Source organism: Nocardia sp. CA-290969 (assembly GCF_050936135.1).
GTDB lineage: Bacteria > Actinomycetota > Actinomycetes > Mycobacteriales > Mycobacteriaceae > Nocardia.
Map to the genome: position 1 here is coordinate 5,202,855 of NZ_JBNJNJ010000001.1, position 19,041 is coordinate 5,221,895.

Sequence of the window (19,041 nt, forward strand, 5' to 3'; positions counted from 1 at the left end):
TCCGGAGTAGATGCCCGAGGTACTTATCCTCGGGACTTTCGTTCATTGTCGCTTTCCGGCTCGTCGTCGAGACGGTCCAGAACTCCCACCAGTGAGGAGTCCAGCTGCAGGTCCTCGGCGGGTTCGTCCTCTTCGTATTCGATGACACCGATAGCCGGGGGCCGTTCGAGAACGGGAACCTCGAACTGCTCGCCGGGGGTGAACACCTTGCCCGGCCTGTTCTCCTCCTCCTTCCGGCGGCGCCGCATCCGCGCGGTCGGCGCGGAGACCCGGCCCGGAGCCTTGCGTACCGGGGCGGTTCCGGGTGTGGCCGGAGCGGCGCCGAAGGGCGTACCCGTTCCGGGAGTCCAGCTGCCCGGCATCCGGAAGCCGGTGGCGGCACCGGGCATCGAGCCGATTCCGCCGCGCGCCATCCCGAGCGCCGCGAGGCTGCCCGCACCGGTCAGCGCCGCCAGCGTCGACGAGGTCGGCGACGTACCCAGCAGGCTGTCGCCGTAGGACGAGTCGAGTCCGTAGTCGCCGGCGTGCTGATCGAAGGCCGGATCGTTGCCCAGGGCCTGTTCGATATCGGACGGTGCCTGCTCCGTCGGACCGGGATCGGGTCCCGGGTCCGGGCCGGGATCGTCACCGCCACCACCGTCACCACCACTGTCACCACCGGACTTGGAGCCGTCGCCGGCGGACTGCGTGCCGTCGCCCCCGGACTGGGTGGGATGGTCGCCACCGCCGAGTAGTTGACTGTTCGGCCCGTTCTCTGCCAGATCCAGCAGCGGACCCTCGGTATCCGGCAGTGGTGGCGGGGTACTGCCCCCGGTGGGCAGGACGATCGGCGGCGGCGGCGCGATCGGTACGGAAGCCAATGCGGACACCACGGTGATCGCCCCGGCCTCGTACGCCTGCATGGCGACGGCGGCGCGCGTGCGCAGCACCAGATGCTCCAGTTCCACCGCTGCCACGGCTGCCACTCCGAGCACGACCGCGGGCGATCCCGCCGTATCTTTGGCCAATTCGTATGCGGCCGCGCGTTTGGCGTGGTGCGCAAGCAGTTCGGGCACCGACGGTACGACCTTGTCCGTGGCATCGTGCATGGCCGCGGACCTATCGGCCACTTCGGCCAATTGCCGCGCGAGCTCCGCTTGCTGACGCACCCACTCGGTGTGCTTACGGAATGCGTCCTGCGCACTGTTCGCACTCAGGCCGCCCCAGGCCTCGGCCATGGTCGACATCAGTCCGTCGGTGCCGGAGGCTGCCGAGTCCAGCGCGGTCCCGACCCCCGCGTAAGCCGCCGACGTCTGCGTGAGCGGCAGCGAGCCGGGCCCGCTGTCCATCATGTTCCGGACCATCTCCGGGCCGATGGCGAAATAGTCGAAGAACATCGCGGCGACTCTCGTCCCGTACGGGCTGTCCGGTTACTTACCCGGAACAGACGCCGCGACCACCGCACCGGCCGCCCCGACCGCGGCACCGCCGGTCGCATCGACGGTTTCGAACCCGACACTGGCCGGAACCAGCGTCTGGCCGCCGCGCATCTGTTCGACGACGCCGGCGTCGAGGGCGCTGAAATACACCGCCTGCATATAAGTGAATCCCGCGCTGAGCATCATTCCGGGAAAATGGGGACCGGCCGGCATCGGCGCGGCAGCCGGCCTGGTGGCGGTCAGCAGGGATTCGAGCGTGGACTGCTCGATTCCCAATTGCGCGCTGATCGCTGGAAGCTGTTCGGCGATAACTGACAAGGGGAGCATCGACGACTCCGATCGAAGTGTAGGTCTACCCGCATCAGAGCGGTACACCAAGAACGCTAAGCCATTCCCATCGCTGGGGAGTCCCACTCATCGGTTTCGGCCAGGGCCCGCGACGGTGCTCATTCCGGCCGCCAGGCCGCCTGCACCAGATCCTTGCGCGAATGCAGCGGCTCGACCAAAATGCCACGTCCCAGTGGCTGTTTGGTGGCCTTCACATCGCCGATCAGGGAACCGTCGAACTTCGTCCCGTCCATGATGAGGCCCGGCGAGTTCACATTCTTGATCTGCCCCAGCACGCTGTCGTAGAGGGCCGAATCGGCCTGGGCGATATTGCGGGCGGCGATCACATGCAGTCCGGTATCGCGGCCGTCGATGATGATGTCCTTCAACGGATCCAGCGGATTGAGCTGACCGCGCTGCACGACCATGTGATAGTCGTCGATCACCACGAAGATCTCCGGGCCACTCCACCACGAACGATCCCGGAGCTGCTGGGTCGTGACATCGTCGGGTGGGCGGCGGCTGCGCATCTTCTCCACGAACGGTGGCAGGTTCTGCGCCAGATCGCGGGCGCTGGTGAGATAACCGACCAGCTGCTCCGGCGGTATCGCGTCCAGATGGTGGCGCCGGTAGTCGATGAGCAGTACCCGCGCCTGGTCCGGAGTGAAGCGGGTGCGGATCGACTCCAGCAGCGCGGCGATCACCGTCGACTTACCGCATCCGGTACTGCCCAGCACGACGAAGTGGGTCGAGGTGGCGAAATCGATGGTGGCGGGGGCCAGATCGGATTCGCGGATACCGAAGGGCACCGTGAGCCGTTCGGCGAGGGTGGTCGGTTGCGGTACCCGCGCCAGCACTTCGGGCATTGTGATCTGGTTCGGCAGCAACCGGACCTCCGGTGCCCGCCGTCCCGAGAAGGTCTGCCGCAATTGGGCGATCGCCGCGCTCAGCCCCGCCGCCGCGGTCTCCGAATCGCCGTTGCCGTCGATCCGGGGCAGCGCGGTCAGCATATGCAGAGCATCGACGGAAACGCAGCGGCCGGGCCGGTTCGGCGGGACCGCGGCGACCACCGCGCGATGGGCGTTGAAGGTGGTGTCGGTGAGGTCGCCGAGGCGCATCTCCAGCCGGGTCTGCAGCAGGTCTTTGACCGCCGGCCGGATCGCCGCCCAGCGCGAACTGCTCACCACGAGATGCAGACCGTAGTTCAGGCCCTGCAGCGCGATGGACTCCATGGTGGACATGTACTCGTCGTAGAACGGCCCGTTGATGGCGAAACCGATATCCCAGCCGTCCACCACGATGAAGACATCACCGTGCTCGTCACCGTAGGAGGCCAGCTCGGCCGCACCCTCGGGAGTGGCACGCCGCCGCCGGAACTCGCGCATCGAATCGATGCGCAGGTGATCGAACAGTGCTTGCCGCGAAGCCATCAGATTGCGGATCAGGGCGAAGGTGCGCCGGATCCGGTCCACGTCACGGGCCGCGGAGACGGCGCCGACATGCGGAAGATCACGCAGCGGGGACAACCCGCCGGAGAAGTCGAAACAGTAGAACTGGACCTGCTCCGGGGTATGGGTGAGCGCCGCGGAGAGGACCAGGGATTGCAGCGCGGTGGACTTGCCCGACTGCGGCCCGCCGACCACGGCCACATGGCCACCCGCGGCGGACAGATCCACCACCCATACGTCCTGCCGTTGCAGGCGCGGTTTGTCGACGATCGCCCACGGCAACCGCAGCGCGCCCGGCTCGACGGCCGAAACCATCTGGTCCAGGGTGGGCGGTACGCCGAGCGGTGGCAGCCACATCCGGTGTGCCGGGCGGCCGTGCCGCGCGAACTGCTGCAGCACCGTCTCCATCACCGTGACCGGTTCGCTGTCGTTGTCCTCGGGTTCGGCGACCCGGATCGGTTCCGGCTCCACCACCGGTCGTGTCTCGGCGATATACGCGGCGGTGAACCGCTGCGGCGGTTTGTATCCACCGCCCGGCCGGCGGGCCCGCTGGGTGCCGGCGGCCGTGGTCTGGGTGGGCGCCGTATACGGACCGCCCACATACGCGGCCTGGAAGCGCTGGAGATCGCCGGCGCCGACCCGCAGATAGCCGGAACCGGGCTTCTTCGGCAGGTGGTAGGCGTCGGCCGTGCCGATCGCGTCGCGCGAATCACTGGTCTGGTTGGTGCGCAGGGCGATGCGGTAGGATAGATGCGCCTCGAGCTCGCCCATCCGGTTGGCCGGCACTTTCTGCGACGACAGCAGCAGGTGGATCCGCAGCGAACGGCCCAGCCGGCCGATGGCGACGAACAGTTTCGAGAAGCTCGGATGCTGTTCGAGCAGTTCGGCGAATTCGTCGAGGATGATGAGCAGAGTCGGGAGCGGTTCGAGCCGGGCGCCCTGTTCGCGCGCCTTCTCGTAGTCGGCCACACTGGCGAAGTTGCCGGCATCACGCAGGATCCGCTGCCGGCGCGCCATCTCGCCGTTGATCACGTCCTCCATACGGGTGACGAGATCGGCTTCCTCTTCCATATTCGTGACCACCGCGGTCACATGCGACAACCGGTCGAACCCGAGGAAGGTGGCGCCACCCTTGAAGTCGACGAGCAGCAGGTTCAGCACATCCGGCGAATGCGCGGCGATCGCGGAAAGGACGAGGGTGCGCAGGAATTCCGATTTCCCTGAGCCGGTCGCGCCGATGCACATACCGTGCGGGCCCATACCCTCTTCGGCCGATTCCTTGATATCGAGGTACACCGGCTGCCCGGTGGGATCGTGCCCGAACGGGATGTTGAGGCGGTTGCGGTCGGAGTCGCGGCGGGCCGGCCACTGCCGATCCACCCGGATGTTCCCGGGATCGGCCAGCCCCACCAAGTCTTCCCAGGAGGTACTTCCGCTGGCCTGTTCGGCGGCCACCGCCTCGACCACGGTGGAGAGCCGGTACGGCGACAACCGGCGCGCGACGGCCGTGGCCTGCGGAACGGACATGGAATCGGCCGTACCGACCAGCCGGCTGCCGCGCGCGGTGTGTTCCTCGAGGGCGCGGTCGGCGCCGACGGTGAACTTCAGCGACCGCGGCAGCGACTGTTCCGATTCCCCCAGCCGCAACCAGGTGCAGCCGTCGATACCGGAGATATCGCGGTCGGTGTTCGCGCCGCCGGATTCGACGATCAGCACGAAATGCGATTTGTCCAGGGCGGGTTCGTTGTTAGCGGAGAACGGTCCGCGGTTGAGGCCGGCCAGCACCTTCGTCCGCAGCTCGGCCACGGTCCGGTAGACCATCCGGCTCGGGCCGATCGCATCGGTCTGCGACGGATGCTGGGTATGTGGCAGCCATTTCAGCCAGGACCATTCCGGGCCGTCCGGATCGTTGAGCACCGCCGCCACCGCGACCTGATCGGGGCCGTGCAGAACCACGATTTCGGCGATCATCGCCCGGGCCAGCCCCGCGACCGCGGCGGCATCCCCGTCCAGTCCGACCAGCGGCGCCGAGAGCAGATTGATCGCCACCGGCATTCCGCCCACGGTCGAATAGGCCTTGGCGAACCGCGTCAGTTCCACCACACCGACCGGGTCGAGATCGGAGGTGGGCGCGGCTTCCGGAACGATCACCCGGACCTGGTTCGCGATCCGGCCGCGCCCCATCCGGACCCGGAGGAATTGCGGACCGGCGACCTGCACCTCCCACATCCGTTTCCCGCCGACGAGCCGGCCGATCCCGTCCGGCCCCGGATGTGTGTAGGAAAGGTATTCGTACAGCTCGGTTTCGGCCTCGTGGACGGTGTTGCGGTTATCAGTGATCGACCGCAGATAGTCCTTGCGCTCCTCGTTCAACCCGGCCGCGGTGCTGTTCGCCCCACCGGCGCCACCCAGCGTCCCGCCGACCATGCCGAACATCGACACGATCATCATCATCGGGAACATCAGCATCATCGGCGACATGGTCCGGCCGCCGGTGAACATCATCGCCATCATCCCGACCATGGCGCACACCATGATCACCGGCATGATCATCTTGAGCTTGGACAGCGGCACCGGCCGCGGGAGTTCCGTCGGCGGCTGCAGCCGGAGTTCGGTTACAGCGGGCGCCTTCGGGCCGCGCACCATCCGGGCCGGGCGGACGAAACGGCGTGTCGCGGTCATTTCTTACCCGTCATCTGGACACCGGTCATGTTCGTCGGTATCCCGTCGTGCTGGATCATCGCGTCGGCGACCGAGAGCGTGGGGCCCACCGCGAACAGGGAGACGATGCTCCACGGCGCGGTCACCGGTTCTCGCAGCCCCAGCGCGGTCAGCGTCGGATCGCTCTGGCTGCTACCGCTCAGTTCGGCACCGATACCGTGCCGGACACCGCTGTCGGTGATCCAGAACAGTGTCTCGCGCAACGGCGATCCCGGCTCGGCGCCGGTGACCTGGACGAACTTACCGGAGGTCCGGGGTAGATACGCATAGTCGGCGGTGGCCCCACCCGACCACGGCGCCGTCACCAATTGCACGGTGCGGCCCTGCTCCTGTTTGGTCAGCGGCAGCTGGCGGCCGAACAGCAGCCGGGTGTGCGCATTGGGGTCGGTGCCGGTACGGGACCAGTGATAGCAGGTGATCAGATCACGGAGGGGGTCCAGGATCTCGACCGGCGCCGTGGGATAGGTCGCCGTCCCCGGCCAGTCACCCGGCCGGAGGTTCGCCGCGGCGACATCCGGGCCGATCGTGCTCGTGGCCACCGCACCGTGCGAATTCGCGTTCCGGACGATGGCGGCCAGCACCGGGCTGACCCGCACCAGACCCGAATTCGAGACCAGGTAGTAGGCGGCCGGCTGATTCGGGGTGGAGACGGTGACGATGGAACCGACCACCGCGTCCAGGGCCGGTTTCAAGGTCACCGGGGCGCCGGCGTCGGGCACATCGGGAACCCGGATCGGCGGCACCTCGGGAATGGCGCCGAGCAGGCCCGGCGAGGCGGCAGCGACGTTCACCGACGAATCGATGCCCAGTGCCAGCAGCACCGGCGATTCGGCCATATTGATCTCCGCGCGCACCACTCCCTGCTCCGGATCGGTGTACACGAGCCAGGTCGCGTCCTCACCGCGCAGCAATCGGGCCTGCGGGGCGCGCATTTCGTGCACCGCGTCGTCGTCCACTGTCAGCGAGCCGGCGATCGCGGTGGTGAGGACCGCGGACCGGGAAAGGATCGGCAATCCCGTTTTGGGATCCACGGGGGCGGCGGCGCCGGTACGGGCGGTATCGCAGACCGTCCACTCCGAATCCTTCTCGGCTTCGTCGGTGATCTGCCCGGGGGCGCCGGGTATCCCGACCCAGGCGCCGCGCGGGTACTTGGCCAGCTCGTCGCGCGAAACCTCCACCGGTTTGGCGGCCTGCCCCACGATCAGCCGGGCCGAGGTCAGATTCAGCGCCGGATGCAGGCGCTCGCCGAGTTTCACATACAGCGCCCCGGTGTCCTTCTCGGCGATGATCGGCGAATCGCCCACGGGTTTGGCCGGTTTGAAGAAGGCCAGGACGGCGGCACCCGCGATACCCACGCAGGCGAGCGCGACGCCGATGGCCAGCGCGGTGGACCGGCCCCGGGACGGGTCGTCGATCATCGAGGCGTCCCGGCGGACCAGGGCGTGCTCGATCCGGTGTAGCAGGAACCGCCAACCCGAAACCTGGTGTTTGGTCACCACCCGGAAGCGTGCCACCGGTGTACGTTCCTTCCGCCGACCTCGGCCACAACTTAACGCGCACCCCAGCGCAGGGAACTTCCCAACACTGGGAATTACGGGTGGGTGGCGTTATTTTCCGACGGGCGCCAACCCCTGCAAGGCCGCGCTGATATCGAAGGCATCGACGGTCATCAGTTCTTCGTCGGTGAGCGCGGCGATATCGACGTTCTCCCGGGTGAACCGGAAATCGCGTTCTGCTTCCGCGGCCTCCACCACATTGCGGACGAAGCGGCCGTTACCCGCCAGGTCGATGAGGCGCCGGCCGTTGCGGCTCTGCTCCGACATGGCGGTGCACCGATCGCGCAGCACCTCACGGGCCTGATCGGACAGGATGGAATCCTTCTTGGCCGCGATATGGTCGGCGATCTGGACCAGCTCGTCGGGGTCGTAGCTGGGGAAGCGGATCCGTTTGGTGAAGCGCGAGGACAGGCCCTCGTTCGATTGCAGGAACCGGTCGATCTCCGCCTCGTATCCGGCGATGATCACGACCAGTTTGTCGCGGTCGTTCTCCATCCGGGCCAGCAATGTATCGACCGCCTCCTTACCGAAGGCGTCACCACCGGAAAGGCCTTCCTGGATCAGCGTGTAGGCCTCGTCGATGAACAGCACACCGCCGAGGGCCGAATCGATCAGCGCGTTGGTCTTGGGCGCGGTGTGCCCCAGGTGCGTCCCGACCATATCGTTACGCGAGGCCTCGACGACCTCGGCGTTCTCGACCACCCCCAAGCCGGCGAAGATCTTCGCGATCACCCGGGCGATGGTGGTTTTACCCGTCCCGGGCGGGCCGGAGAAGATCAGGTGGTTGGACCGGGAATCGACGGCCAGCCCGCGCTTGGCCCGTACCTGGTCCATCAGCACACCCGACTTGAGCCGGTCGACCTGCTCCTTGACCGAATCCATCCCGATCTGCGACTGCAACAGCTTCGAGGCCTCGTCCAGTAGCGCGTCGCGTTCCGCCTTGGCCGCGCTCGCCGCCACCTCGGCGGGGTCGTCACCCGATTTCGGATTCCAGATATCGGTGCGCGAGGCGATCACCGCCGGCGTGGTGACCTCGAGGCGGAAGTTCTTGTCCCGCACGGCCTGCTGCCACTGGGGGCGATTCGGCCACAGCCCGGAGCCCTGCAGGCCCTTGAGCAATTTGTCCGCCGCGTCGTGTTCGCCGGTATGCCGCAAGATCATGCCGAGTAAATAGTGGGCATCGGCCCAGATATAGGACAGATTGCCGGATTGGCTGTCCTCCACGATCCGCTGTGCTCGCGGCATCGCCTCACCGAACCGGCCGAGATGGGCCAGTGCGGAGGCAGCCATCAATTCGGCCGCGATATCGAGCAAACCGTCCTCGAGTACCGGCTTGTCCGACCGTGCGGCGAGGACATCGGGCCAGCGCCCGGTGCGGTAGAACAGCGAGAGCCTGGCGAAACCCGCCACATCGTCGCCGCGGATCTCATCGAGAATGGCCGCCGCCTCCTGCCATTCGCCACCGTCGGCGTACGCGCACGCCTGCGCGATGGCGATCTGGTCCCGATCGGCCATGGCCACCCGCAGGCCGAATACGCCGATCTCGACCTGACACCACAGCGCCCGGTCGGCCAGCCCGGCCCGCTGCTGGTCACGGTAGAGATTGTGCGAGGAGCGATAGGCGCCGTAGATCACTTCCGAGGTGATCTCACCCGCCATGGCGCGGCCCAGCCAGGCGTCGCACATATCCGGATCGAGATCCGTGGCCGCCGTGAATGCCGCGCGCGCATGTTCCTCGTTGCGCACCCCACCGGCGACCAATCCCAAACTCTGCACGCCCGTGTAGAACGCGTCTTCGGCCGCTGACAACTCGGACTTCCCTTCCGCCGACCCTCGCCTGCTGGCAGGGTAGGCCACAACGGACCCACCGCACGGCCTAGGCATTTCCCTCCACTGGGAAGTCCGTGCACCGAGTTCGGTGCGCCGGTACGGTAATTGCCCCGCATTTTCCGGTACGCGGGCACACGGTCCATCGCCGGACCGGTCGGCATACGGTATTCATCGGGATCTTCCCATCACCCAACGGCACATAAAACGAGTCAATATGCCTGACACTTCCGGCGGTGCTGGATCGGCGACCACCCTCACAGAGGACCGGTCACCACGATCGCATAGCGGAGTTTGTGCTGAGAATCATTGGCACATACCGATTTATCTTTCGGACGACATTCAAGCCCGGAAATGACATGCGCGCCGACTCTCCGACCCGCCTTCCCGCCATTGGAGATAGTGCCGCTGTACAACGGTCCATCAACCGGGAATAGTTGGCCTCAGGTCACCAGTCCCCTCATCCCTGATGACCTGTACCGCGGCGGCCGGTGGAAACAGCGAGCCACCGGCCGCCGCACCTCTCACCCCTCCGCCCTTCGCGACTCTTCCCTCGGCGACGGCGATACCGAGACGCCATCGGGCGCCGGCAGCGCGCCGCTCCCCCGGCCCGGTACGACCGGACTCCCGCGCCGCGTTCCCGCCGCACTCTCCGATGCGACGCCGTTCTCCGGTTCCGGCCGGGAGACCGGAACCGGTGGCGGCAGGGCCGTTTCCCCGCGAGCCGCCACGACAGGTAACGCCGGCGCAGTGTCCGGGCGCGCCCACGGTGTGGGAACCGGCTTCGGTTCCGCGGCCGGGCGCTCCCGCCACGGACTCGGTTTCCCGGCGGCCGCGCTCTCCCTCCGCCGGCCCGCTTTCACCCCCGCGTCACCGGGCAGGGCACCGCCCGCCGGAGCTCGGGTACCCACCGGTCTTCCGGGCGCCGCGGCGGTCTGTGCCCGCGACCACGGACCGGTCGCGGTCGCGTTCTGCCCCGCCGTGGCCGCGCCACCCTGATTCCGCGGTTCCGATCCTGCCGGCGAATCCGGATCGGCCCGGGACACGCCCGCGGAAGGTACAGCGGAATCCGTTGCGGTTTCGACCTGCGCACGCGAGACGGGTGCGGTGTCGATTGCCGGGTCGGGAATCCCGGCTGCCTCTGCCCCGGACACCGATGGTTGCTCGTCCATCACCGGCGATTCGCCGGTTCGGGCCTGCGAAACCCGGTCTACGGCCGCCACCCCGCGTCCCGCAGCTCCCGCGTCGGCGCCGGCGCCGAGCGAATCGGGACCGGCGCTGCCCGGTTCGAGACCGGCACCTCTCGATTCGAGACCCGGCTTTGCCGATTCGGGCCCCACGGCCGCCGAAACCGTTTCTGCCGGTGCTCCCGGCCCTTGTGGTACGGCCGCCGGATCGGCCACGTTCCCGGCCGGGACAGATCCGCTGTCACCCGGCGACGATGCCCGGGGCGGCACAACATCCTTCACGCCCGCACCCGTATCGACCAGCCAGTTCCGCGGCTTCACCGCGCTTTCCGCGGACTGCGCCGGCCGCCCCGGCGACCCCACCGGTTCCGGCCGTTGCGGACCTGTTCCCGAATCGGCCGTCGCGGGCGGCGGCGCCACCGGGGTGGTGAAGTCCAGCCGCGAGACCCGGTTCGCGAATTTCTCCGCATGCCCGGCGATATCGTCGGCATGGTCGTCGAGCACCTGGGCGTAGCGCCGCACCTCCTCGGGATCGATCAGCAGCGCGTCGTCGTCACCGTCGGTACCCAGCGCATCGGCCACCGTGTCGTAGACGACGCCGGCGACCATATCGGCGACGGCCTGTTCCAGCGGTTCGATCGCCCGGCCGAGAACCTCGGCCAGGATATAGGCGACCAGCGCCTGTTCCATGGCGGTCACGAGGCGTTTCGCCGCCAGTGCGAGGGACTGCCCGAGCGCGGCGGAGCTACCGGCTGTCGCCACGGTGGCAGCCATCGCCGCCGTATAGGCCGCCGCGAGCAGGGTGAGTTCGGTGAGTACCGCGATCTTCACCGCGGTGATCACGTCGGCCGCGACCTCCAGCGCGGTCACCACCACCTGGCACAGGTCCTCGAGCGTCTCCATATGCGAGGCGCTCATCCGTCCCCAGGACGCGACCAGCGCGCGATAGGAACGGCCCTGATAAACCGACCCCATCTCCGTGATGGCCCCGGTGGCCGCCTCATGGGTGCCCGCCACCTCGTCGGCGAACGTCCGCACATGGCCCGCCAGTTCCCGGACCTGGTCCTCGTCGATATCCGGATACGGCACACCGGCGAAGTTCAGGAACTGGACGACCTCGTGGGGTATCTCGACAGCCAACGGCTCGGAGATCCGCTCAGATGACCCGGATCACCACGGCGTCGGTCGGCATGGGTGAATAGGTCACCGTCGCACCCGAATACGGCGCCTCGATCACCATTCCGTCACCGGCCGCCAACTGGACATGCTCAGGTCCGCGCGCGCTGAACGATCCGGCCGGGAACACCAGATCACCGGCCCGGACATCGCGCGGATCGATCCGTTCCCCCGCGTAGATCTGTTCGTAGGTGGTACGGGGCAGCACGACTTCGCCACCGGTCGCCTGCGCGACGGCGTACTGCGTCAGCCCGGAGCAGTCGAAACCCCCGCCGCTGGGACCGTTCGCACCCCCGCCACCCCAGACATAGGGGAGACCGAAGGCGGAGTCCGCCGCTTTCGCCGCCAGGCCGCCCTTGGTCTTGTCCCAGTTACCGCGGGTACGCCGGCGCACCGGCTGACCGCCGGTGACCTGCTGACCGGCGACCATCCGTGGCCGCCGCCGGCGCCGCCGCTTCCGAGAGGCCGGGACGGTCGATCTCTTACGCTCGCCGAGAGCCACCGGCGGCATGATCTGCGCCGCCTGTTTGCGTGCCGCGTCGATATCGGCGTTCACCTGCCTGGTCGCGTTGGCGATTGTCTGCTGGGCCGAATCGAGCAGCGCCGGACCGCTGAACCTCGTATCACCGACAGCGGTGATGGCCTGGATACGTGCTTGCAGGTCGGAGATCTGATTCGTCAGTACCCCGCGCCCGTGCAGCGTGCCGGCCCCCGATTCGGTGACCGTCTTGCCCACGACTCCCTCCCGGCCGTGTTGTGTTTCGACGACGGTGCGATGCATGTTCAGGGTGTCGCCGTACCCTGTGGCACCCCCACCCGAGAGCCGGGTGAATTCCGCGGCCATGGCCTGCGACAGCGCTGCCGAGGCACGGTCGGCCGGCTGCCCGGCCCCGTACAGCCCGAGCAGCTCCTGTAATACACCGTGCACGTCGTCGGTCAGTGCCGGCATACGATCAGCTCACCCTCGCCCATCGCACCGACTTACCTCTCCGCCCCGGCACCCCGGGCAACTTTTCGGCTATTACGCCCTCTGCGTTGTTTCGACTATGCGACAACACCCGGGTGAACGACGGTGGTCCTATTCCCATCCCCAGGAAGACAACACAATGAAAGGGACAGCACGGGAGGCGACGACAGCGGATGGACACAGCAACGGCGGACGCGGAAATCGACACCCCGGAAACGACCTCGGCCTCGCGCCCCGGCAGCGCCGGGACCACGGACCGCAGACTCCTGGCGGCGCCGGGTAGCAGCGAACCGGGACCCACGAACCCGGTGCACAACGGCGGCACCCTGGCCGCCGACGGTGGAACTCCGGTGCGGGCGACCACGATCGCCGCGAAAGATGGCGCCGGACCGGGCGGCAGCTCGGCATCGGGTACCGCGGCGGGCACCTCCGGGGCCATGCTCGTCGCCGCGAAAACCGGTCCCGAGAAGAGCCCGTACCTCGTCGTACTGGAGCCACCGCCCGGAGCGTCCCCGGAACTCGCCACCTTCATCGCCCAGGCGGAGAGCACCATTCAGCAGTCGGTGGACGTACTCGGTTTCGGCCGCGCGGACCCGCCGCCACCCCCCGCGAACGGCAAGACGCCGGACAAGGTACAGACCGCGCACCTGCCGGGGTCCGGTAAGGGCCTGGATCTGTACAAACAACAGGTGATGTCGGCGGGCGTCCGGCAGGACTCCATGGTCGATATGGATGCGCAGGTGGACGGCACCTCGCAGATGGTGGCCGCCGAACAGGCGAAGACCCTGTTCGAAATCCAGCACATCGTCGCCGATCTGAAGGTCGCCCTGAAATCGGTCGGAGCGAAGAAGCTCAAACCCGCCGAGGAAGCGGCGGTCATGGATCATGTCGCCGCGGCGGTGGCCGCGGTACACGACAAGGTCAAGGACGCTCAGAACGTGAACGTCGATGCGGCCGGCGGTGGTTCGAGCGGCGGTGGTGGTGGTGCCGGTGGCGGTGCGGCCGGTGCCGGCGCCATGGGTGGACTCGGGTCCATGCTGCCGATGCTCGCGATGCTGCCGATGGCCTTGATGCCGATGCTGGGTCAGCTCCCAGAACTTCTCGGGCAGAAGGACAAGGACAAAGAGGACGACGAGGACAAGGACGAAGCTCCGCCGAGCCAGCCCGCTCCGTCACCCGGTCCCGCCCCGACCGACCCCACAACCGGGGCACCGCAAGGGGCCACAACTACACCGGGCGAAACCGCCGCACCGAACCAAACCACGCAGGCGGGCGCACCGCAAACCGAAATTCCGTACGGCCCGGCATCTCCTGGCAAACAGGTGTAGCGCTAAGTCCGGGGCCCGGCGGAGCATCTCCCGGCCTGTCGCGGCTGCTGCGCACCGAACAGGTCACTGAAACCCGGACCGGCGCCCTGCCCGCCGTCGCGGTCGCGGCGCTCACCGGGGGGCCGGGCGGCGCTGGACAAGCCGGACGCTCGATATCATCCGCGCCGTCGACCACGTGGTAGCGGCCTCCCAGGCTACGGCGGCCGCGGATCCGGCGCGGAGTTGCCACGGAGCCGGGCCACTGCGCTGAAATTCGTCCGGGCGTCCGCAACTGCGGGTGGCAACCGCGCGACGGATGACGTACTCACCCGCCTGCGGGCCGATCGAGTCAGCGGGGCCTCGCGAGGAGCCGCCGGGTGCTCCCCGCACTCCCTACCGGTTCCCGTCGATCACTCACGGCCCGCCGCCGAGTCGCCGACCGGCCCGCTGCATCGCGGGGCAGACGGTCCGGCCGGTTGACTCGGCGGCGCAATCAATGCGCAGGTCAGGATGTTTCCCGTGCCGTTCCAGGTGGTGGTGCGACCGGCGGGGGCACCGCACCGGTCGGTGGACCGGCATCGACCGGCGGAGCGCTCACGACACCCGGCGGGGAGACCGCCGGGGGCGCCGGCGGGCCGCCCTCCACGGGCCCCACCGCGACCCCGCTGGTCGTACCGGCAGGCCGGTCGACCGGCGCCTGGACATCCGTCGATACGGTGTCCGGAATCGCGGCGAACGACGGATGCTCCAGGACCTGACCGTGTGCGTAGACCGCGTCACGCAGAACCTGCCGATCCGGTTCCCGTTCGAGGAGCGCGACCAACTCGTTGCAGCGCCGTTCCCAGACCAGTGCCCGCAGCCCGCTCACCTCGTCGTCCACCCGGATGGCACCGAGATCGACCCGACCCACATCCACCCGCTGCGAAATCATCGCGGCCGCCAGCATATCGTCGGCGTCCCGCAGTTCCTCCCACCAGGAGCGGGGGATTTCCTCGCCGCTCTGCGCCCGGGCCAGGATCCGGTCGCGCAGCGCACGCGCCGCGAAAGCATCGTGGTGCACCGGGGTGGCGGCGCGGCCGAGTTGCTCGTGTGCCTCCACGGCGAGTTCGATACACCGTGATCGCACCTGGACGTCGGTCACCGCGGAGACCGATTCCAGGGCGGGCACCGAACCCGTGATCCCCAGGCGGTCCGCGGTATCGGGAGTGAGTACCCGCAGGTCCACGTCGTAGCTCGGGCCGACCAACCCCTGCATGGCCACCGTACCGAGGCGCCCGTGCAGGCCCGGATCGATCGGACCGGACGAGACCAGCGCGGACAGTGTCGCATTGGCCTTCGCGCCCCAGGCGAGGCCGAATTCGACCAGCACCCGGGCGGGGTCGGACACACCTTCCCACGGCGCGGCGGCAGCGCCGTCGGCGCCGAGCAGCTCATCCCACAGCCACGGCGTGGAGACCTGGCGCGGCAGATACAGGCCGGCCGGCAGCCAGCCGCGGCCTTCGTTGGAGGTGATGAAGATTCCCGCACCCGCGGGGCCGCGCAGTACCGCAACCGCCCAGGTCATACCCACCGGAGAATCCGTCGCCGCGAGTACGGCGCCGAGCAGGGTCCGCGCGATGACGAGGTCTTCGTTCACGGCGTCGCCGACGATGTAGTTGGGCTCGGCCTCCTTGTCCCGCGCGGCGTCGACCGCCGAATTGAACGGAGTCGGCGCGACCGCCGGTACCGCGCCGTTGTCCGCCGTGGAACCGGTCCCCGGTGTGCTCGTGCCGCGATCCTCGCCTCCGGACCCCGCGCCGGCCGGGCCGCCGGCGAAGGCCCCCGCCGGGGGCAGGCCGGCAGCCGTTCCCGGCGCTCCCGCCGTGGATCCGCCGGTCGGTCCGGTGGCACCGGGAGCGGCCGCGGTCTCCCCGGTGGGTGCGCCGGTGGGCGCACCGGGCGACACCGCCGCGGCGGCGCCGTTCGTGCCCGGCCCCGCCGGGCCGGCGCCCTGTCCTTGCGTCTCGCCGGGCGTCGCGGCTGCCGGTGGTGACACCGGTCCCATATTGTTCGGGCCGCCCGCCGCGACCGGGGTCGTCGCCTCGCCGGACGGGGTCGTCGCCGGGTCGCTCGCCACCGGGGCAGGTTGCTGAACAGGGGCCGGTGCCGGCGCGGGGCCGCCGAATGTGCTGCCGGGGCCGCTGACTTCGTTACCCGCCTGCTCGATGGCGGCGGCGCCTTCGGCATCGCCACGCTCGTAGGCGTCAGCGGCATCGTGCAGCGATTTGGCGGTTTGCTCGTGTTCCCGCGCCAAGGCTTCACCCGCCCGGCGCCGAGCCTCGTAGTAGCGTTCCAGAGCTTCCTTGACCGGGTTGGCGATCTTGCCGTAGGTGGGCTCGAAATTGGCCAGCCACTCCACGGGCGGTTCGGCCCATGCGCGGATCTCCGCCGCGATCAGGAGGTGCTGCTCTTCGAGCTGGCGTAGTACTGGGGGTTCGATTTCCAGCCATCTCGGCATGTTCGACCAATCCTTTCGCACCACCGACTCACCCAATTGTCAATTGTTCCCATTTGTGGGAATTCAACGAGGGGCGTGCGGAAGGAGTCAGCGGTCCGGGGCGGTGGTTATCGCGGTACGCCGAGGAGCGGGGCCGGTTTCGGGTGGCCGTGTGAAAAAAGGATGCGCGAGAATCTGCGCGTGGGCGTAAACCGCGTCACGCAGGGTCTGCCGGGACTGCTCCTCGGCCAGTAGGAGAACGAGCTCGTTGCACCGGCGCTGAAAAGTCAGCGACCGTAGTACCGACGAATCCGACCCCGACTGGGAATCGGCGGCGCCGGGGCGTAATTCACCGAGTGCGATCCGGCTCGTATCGGCGCGATGCCCCAATGCGGTGGCGGCGATCAGATCGTCGGCATCCTGAAGCTCCTGCCACCAACTGGCCGCGAACTCGCGGCCGTCCCGCACGGCCCGCAGGATCCGCAGTCTGATCTCCGGGGCACCCATCGCGTCCACTGTTTCGCTCGTCTCCCGGTCGACGCGGATATGGGCATCCACCGCCAGTTCCAGGCACCGCACCGCGATATTGCGGTCCGGCACCGAGGCGGCTCGGTCGAGTAGCCGGGGCGCCGCGGTGAGCCCGAGACGGTCCAGCATTCCGGCCGCGGGCCGCCGCAGATCCATGGCGTCCGAAGGCCCTACCGATCCAGCGAGTCCGACGTTGCCCAGCCGCTGCCCCAGCAGCAGATCGATCGGTTGCGAGGACGCCAGCGCCGAAAGTTTCGCTCCCGATTTCGCGCCCCAGGCGAGGGCGAACTCCACCAGGATCCGGGCCGGATCAGCGATACCCTCCCACCCGGATTCCTCGGCCACCGCCCAGAGCCACGGCAGTGACAGCTCGCTCGGCAGGTACAGGCGGGCGGGTAGCCACCCGCGCCCCTCGTTCGAGGTGACGAAAGCGCTCACCCCGCCCGGGTGGCGGAGCACCGCCACCGCCCAGTCCACCCCGACCACCCACGAATCGACCGCCGCCCGGATACCACCCAGCAGCGTGCGCGCCAGCGCCAGATCCGCGTCGACACGTTCGCCGACAACGAACGACGGTGCGGCCGCCGCGATCATGGCCGCGCCGACGGCTCCCTCCACGAGTTCCCCTGCACCCGGACGTTTTTCCGCGCCCGGTTCCCCCGTCGGCAGCGATCCCGGGCCGCGCCCGGCGGCTGCCGCCACGGCCGGCACGGCTCCATGGGCGAGAACCTTCCCGGTGGCGCCGGGCGCTCGCTGTGCGTCGACCGGGGCCGCCGCGCCGCGGCCGGCCTGGGTACTCGAGATCGCGGCCGACCCGGCAGCGGCACCACCGGCGGACGCGCCGCCGGAAGTGGACGAGGCCGCGGTACCCGGGGCGGAGGGGGTGGGGGCGGTGGTTGCTGCCGGCGCGGCGCCGACCACCGTCGGCAGGACCATGGACGACATCGCGACAGCGAGCGCCCGTCCCGATTCGTCCGTGTTCGGCGGGCCGGTCCGCGCCGCCTCTCCCGCCGGCGGCTCGGCAGACTCCGGCGTGCTCGTGGTGCGCTGTTCCGGCGCGGGTTCGGTCGCGGCGGCCGGCCGGTCGTCTGCATCGGCCGGACCGGTCACTGTGGCCGCCTCGGGATCGGGTTCGCCGGTGGGCGCGGCGGTGTCACCGGTGGGCGCGGCGCCCGGCGGCCGCTGCCCCGGCGGTACCGCCGCCCCAGCGGCCGGATCACCGGCGCCCCCGTCGATGCCCGGATCGGCCACCGGCGCGGCGGGAACCACGGCGGGCTCCGCACCCGTACCGGCCGGCACCTGGACGTCCACCGGCGGTGGTAGCTGCGCCACCGGCGGAGACTCCGGTACGAGCCCCGGGTGCAGCAGATCGTCGAGTAGATCGACCAGTATCTGCCCGAACCGCGAATCCGCCGGCACCAGGTTGCCCGCACCGGGCCACCACCGGCCCGGTTCGAACCCGGAGCCCGGCTCCCAGTGATGCTTCTCGCCGGCGGGGTGGCCGGCCCCGGGCGAACGGGGAGCTACCCCCGGCATCGAACCGCTGCGCCAGGGACCGGGCTGCCCCAGCGCCTCGGCGATATCGTCGAGGCGCGGCAGGCCCTGCGGCCCCAGCGAGTTCAGTGCCGCGGCGACGATATCGGCCACCGCACCGCGCGCTTCGGCAAGTATTGCCTCGGTGGCCTGCCGATCCGCCTCGGCCTCCGCCTCGTCGTCTTCCTCCCCGTCGTCGTTGCTGTCGCCGTGCGTGGCCTGTTCGATCCGGTCGCCGGCATCGTCGACGACATCGAGAATCTGGTTACGGGTCCGCCGGATCACCTCACCGAACGTGCCGAAGGTATCCGCCGCGGCCGTCAGGGCCGCGGCGAACGCCCGCGGATTGTTCTCCAGCGCGACGAGCGCTGTCCGGATCTGCGCCAGCCCCGCCGACCGCTGCACCGTTTCCTCGAACGCGCGCCGGGCCTGCTCGATATCGGCGAGATTCAACGCCGCCGCACCCTCACGGGCCGCGGTCTCCAGGCCGTGCCAGGCCGCGGGCGGTATCTGCGGCCAGTCGTCACCGACGATGCGATCCCAGTGCGGGCTGGCTTGCTCCGGCGCCAT

At 69.1% G+C, this 19,041-nt stretch carries 10 protein-coding genes; 1 reads left to right on the plus strand and 9 read right to left on the minus strand.

What is annotated here, in order from left to right; all coding sequences use genetic code 11:
- Positions 1-23 precede the first annotated feature (23 nt).
- From ACQEVO_RS23905 to ACQEVO_RS23935, 7 genes are all read right to left on the minus strand, one after another.
- On the minus strand, positions 24-1,376 hold the full coding sequence (locus ACQEVO_RS23905) for a PPE domain-containing protein (RefSeq protein ID WP_432917124.1): 1,353 nt from the start codon (positions 1,374-1,376) through the stop codon (positions 24-26).
- 33 nt (positions 1,377-1,409) lie between these two features.
- A complete protein-coding gene (locus ACQEVO_RS23910; RefSeq protein WP_432917127.1) occupies positions 1,410-1,745 on the minus strand; it encodes a hypothetical protein in 336 nt (111 codons plus the stop codon).
- 119 nt (positions 1,746-1,864) lie between these two features.
- Positions 1,865-5,875, minus strand: coding sequence for a type VII secretion protein EccCa (gene eccCa, locus ACQEVO_RS23915; RefSeq protein WP_432917130.1), 4,011 nt, complete (start codon positions 5,873-5,875; stop codon positions 1,865-1,867).
- Entirely contained in the window at positions 5,872-7,428 is a 1,557-nt protein-coding gene (eccB, locus tag ACQEVO_RS23920) for a type VII secretion protein EccB (RefSeq protein WP_432917132.1), read from the minus strand. Before eccB ends, eccCa begins: the two co-directional genes overlap by 4 nt.
- Positions 7,429-7,521: 93 nt before the next feature.
- On the minus strand, positions 7,522-9,279 hold the full coding sequence (eccA, locus tag ACQEVO_RS23925) for a type VII secretion AAA-ATPase EccA (RefSeq protein WP_432917135.1): 1,758 nt from the start codon (positions 9,277-9,279) through the stop codon (positions 7,522-7,524).
- A 542-nt stretch (positions 9,280-9,821) separates the two neighbouring features.
- Positions 9,822-11,624 (minus strand): hypothetical protein, encoded by a 1,803-nt coding sequence (locus ACQEVO_RS23930; RefSeq protein WP_432917138.1) that lies wholly within the window; start codon positions 11,622-11,624, stop codon positions 9,822-9,824.
- A gap of 16 nt (positions 11,625-11,640) precedes the next feature.
- Positions 11,641-12,609: a C40 family peptidase gene (locus tag ACQEVO_RS23935; protein ID WP_432917141.1), complete on the minus strand. Its 969-nt coding sequence runs from the start codon at positions 12,607-12,609 to the stop codon at positions 11,641-11,643.
- A 191-nt stretch (positions 12,610-12,800) separates the two neighbouring features.
- Between ACQEVO_RS23935 and ACQEVO_RS23940 the strand changes: the two genes are divergently transcribed.
- On the plus strand, positions 12,801-13,955 hold the full coding sequence (locus ACQEVO_RS23940; RefSeq protein WP_432917144.1) for a hypothetical protein: 1,155 nt from the start codon (positions 12,801-12,803) through the stop codon (positions 13,953-13,955).
- A 484-nt stretch (positions 13,956-14,439) separates the two neighbouring features.
- On the opposite strand, the gene ACQEVO_RS23945 is transcribed toward ACQEVO_RS23940, so the two are convergent.
- Positions 14,440-16,431, minus strand: a complete 1,992-nt coding sequence (locus ACQEVO_RS23945; RefSeq protein ID WP_432917147.1) for a type VII secretion target — start codon at positions 16,429-16,431, stop codon at positions 14,440-14,442.
- An 87-nt stretch (positions 16,432-16,518) separates the two neighbouring features.
- Positions 16,519-19,041, minus strand: a complete 2,523-nt coding sequence (locus tag ACQEVO_RS23950) for a hypothetical protein (protein WP_432917150.1) — start codon at positions 19,039-19,041, stop codon at positions 16,519-16,521.

Coding starts and splice junctions, on each gene's coding strand:
- ACQEVO_RS23905 (WP_432917124.1), bottom strand. CDS start 1,376: ATGTTCTTCGACTATTTCGCCATCGGCCCGGAGATGGTCCGGAACATG.
- ACQEVO_RS23950 (WP_432917150.1), bottom strand. CDS start 19,041: ATGGCGCCGGAGCAAGCCAGCCCGCACTGGGATCGCATCGTCGGTGAC.
- eccCa (WP_432917130.1), bottom strand. CDS start 5,875: ATGACCGCGACACGCCGTTTCGTCCGCCCGGCCCGGATGGTGCGCGGC.
- ACQEVO_RS23945 (WP_432917147.1), bottom strand. CDS start 16,431: ATGCCGAGATGGCTGGAAATCGAACCCCCAGTACTACGCCAGCTCGAA.
- ACQEVO_RS23935 (WP_432917141.1), bottom strand. CDS start 12,609: ATGCCGGCACTGACCGACGACGTGCACGGTGTATTACAGGAGCTGCTC.
- ACQEVO_RS23910 (WP_432917127.1), bottom strand. CDS start 1,745: ATGCTCCCCTTGTCAGTTATCGCCGAACAGCTTCCAGCGATCAGCGCG.
- ACQEVO_RS23940 (WP_432917144.1), top strand. CDS start 12,801: ATGGACACAGCAACGGCGGACGCGGAAATCGACACCCCGGAAACGACC.